This is a genomic window from Clostridia bacterium (assembly GCA_014360065.1).
Classification (GTDB): domain Bacteria; phylum Bacillota; class DSM-521; order Neomoorellales; family JACIYF01; genus JACIYF01.
On the sequence record JACIYF010000215.1, the window covers coordinates 1 to 2,341 of the forward strand.

Genomic DNA, 2,341 nt, shown 5'->3' on the forward strand with positions numbered 1-2,341 from the left:
GCATCTCGACACTGAACAGCAGATTGTGTTTCACATCCAGCCCCAGAGCGTCTTCACCATCCCTGCGCTTCGGCCGGTCTCCTGCCCTCGCGATGCTCCGGCCCACCGGTTGCAACCTCCTGCCTCCACTCCCCGTCAGGAGTTGCGCGCATAAGATAACGCACGGCCCACAGCCGAACAAAGTCCGGCGCTTCTTCGCTGAGGGCAGCCACAGCAAGACCCTTTAAGCCGATAAATCCGTGGGCTGCTCCTGCCTTCAGAATTCGTGCCTTCATTTCATAATCTCCTTGGGCCCACAAGGCAGCTAAGGCCTTTTCCGCCTCGTCTCTGAGTTCCAAAGGGACATCCGGAACGCTGGCAACATAATCCACCAGAACACTTGCAGTCCGGACGTCAGATGTCTCATTCAGCCTCGCCAAAAGCGCCTGCCGGCCACGTTCCTTGCGCATAGCAAGGGCTCCGAAGGTGGGCCGGATACGCCATTGAGCGAGGGGATGGCTCCCCTTAGTTTCCTGTATTAAGGCTTCCACCAGGACTCTATCAGACTCCTCGCCCGGCCAGTGTGCCGGCGCATGTGTCGCCGCCAGCTTCTTCCTTCCAGCTCCTTGTTGTGCCCACCTGCAGGCAGCTTGGAAGCACCTGGGAATGCCAAGGGCACAACCGACCACCAAATGCCGATACCCGGCCATTCCGGCAAGTCGGGCTCGGGCCAAATAGGAAGGCAACCCGCTTTGCTCCTGGGATGCCAAACGCAGCATTGCGGTGCAGTCTTTCTTGGCCAAGAGCGAGTCATAAATAACATCGACAACTAGGCCGGGCCACCTTCTAATAAGTTCTACGGAGCGGCCGTCTTCTTTTTCAGTGCACGGCAATAGCTGGTTTCTCATGCAGTCCCGCCTAAGGAGGTATGCGCCCCGCACAAGGCGATAAATAGCCCAGCAGCTGACGAGGACTGACAGCAAAGAGAAAGCCACCAATAATGTCCAGCAGGCAATGGTTCTAAGCAGTTCCGCAGAAAGCATGTCTCGGAATTACCTCCTGGCATCACCCGAAGCCGCGATCCATTTCGCTTCTTGAAGTGGTGCACGGGTGCATACAGAACTGCAATATCATGTGCTTATGGCGCGCGGTATAAGCGCGTTGCCCCTGCTCCAATAGAGTACTCCGGGAGTCCGCTCAAGGGCACGCTTTTCCTCACGGCATCGACCAGAACATCACTGGACCTCGGTGGCCTGCTCAAGCGGGTACAACCCCGTGCGCTAATTCTACAGAAACGGCGCGATTCCCTTCTAAGCTGGGTAATAACGTCTCAAGTTCCAGGCCTTGGATCTGTTCCAATGGAAGGCCCCGTCCGCCTGAAGCTGCTGGTATTTCGCGGCAAATATGTTTACACCGCTAACCAGATCGAAAGGAGTCCTGGGAAAGAACACCGGAGGAGCAAAAAATGGAAACATTGAAAGGAGGAACGAAGTCTCGCGAAAAACAGTTCTGAAAGCAGAATACCGCGTGAGGCCGCAGGTTTCAAAAACATCGTTTTCGCAGCTGGTGTCAAGAGTTGGCAGGCGCACCCCTAGATTTTAGTTGAGAGGCCAGTGTTACATGGCCATTGACATGTTTAGTACCTGCCTTAGCATATAGCCTGTAAGGTAGGGCGTGTCTAGGGCCGGTACGTTCGCTCCTGGCCAGGCCCCTGTGTCTTCCGCATCGTAGTGCCGAGAACGGTTGGCAGCTGCTTCTCCGGCTGCCTGGGCCAGGGCAACGGTATCTATGGTTCTTCCTGGTATGTATTATGAAGCTCCTAGTTGCTTTTGGCGCTTAGGAGCCGCGCCATCCGGTCGGAGCCGGCTGGGGTCCAGCAGGTGCCAATGCGTTTCATTCGCCGGGCTATGGTATGGCTTACCTGGCCTTGGATGACTCCTAAGCCAGCTTCGTGGAGCTTTTCAATGATCCCCTCCCAGTTATCCATGAGGTATTGCCTAAGCCCCAAGAGCCTTTTCCTTGCAGCGCTACAGCTAGATCTTATTGCCTGATTTAGAGTTTTAGCTACCTTCTCCCGGTCCTACCTTTCTCTTCCACAATCGCCACGCCTTGTCCTGGCCTGGTTCTTCTCCCATAACCGGTATGCCCTGCAAGCTTTTAATTTCCTCAAGCAGCTTAATACCGACGATAATGGTGAAAACCTGACGGTAGTCTCCGATGGCCACCTGGTTTACAAGGGATTTGACCATCTCCCTAACAACAATGTCATCGAGCGCCAGCACGGCTGGCTAAAAGCCCCCCTACGGGGCTCCTGGGGTCTTAAGTCCAAAGCTGGTATCGTTGCTTACGCCCTTAACCGAAT

Annotated in this window: 3 protein-coding genes; all 3 read right to left on the bottom strand. The window is 55.1% G+C overall.

Features of this window, described 5'->3' with window-relative positions; translation table 11 throughout:
- Window positions 1-53: 53 nt before the first annotated feature.
- Window positions 54-1,022, bottom strand: a complete 969-nt coding sequence (locus H5U02_15160) for a hypothetical protein (protein ID MBC7343759.1) — start codon at window positions 1,020-1,022, stop codon at window positions 54-56.
- A 776-nt stretch (window positions 1,023-1,798) separates the two neighbouring features.
- Entirely contained in the window at window positions 1,799-1,987 is a 189-nt protein-coding gene (locus H5U02_15165) for a hypothetical protein (GenBank protein MBC7343760.1), read from the bottom strand.
- Window positions 1,988-2,039: 52 nt separating this feature from the next.
- Window positions 2,040-2,261 (bottom strand): hypothetical protein, encoded by a 222-nt coding sequence (locus tag H5U02_15170; protein MBC7343761.1) that lies wholly within the window; start codon window positions 2,259-2,261, stop codon window positions 2,040-2,042.
- Between the last annotated feature and the right edge of the window lie 80 nt (window positions 2,262-2,341).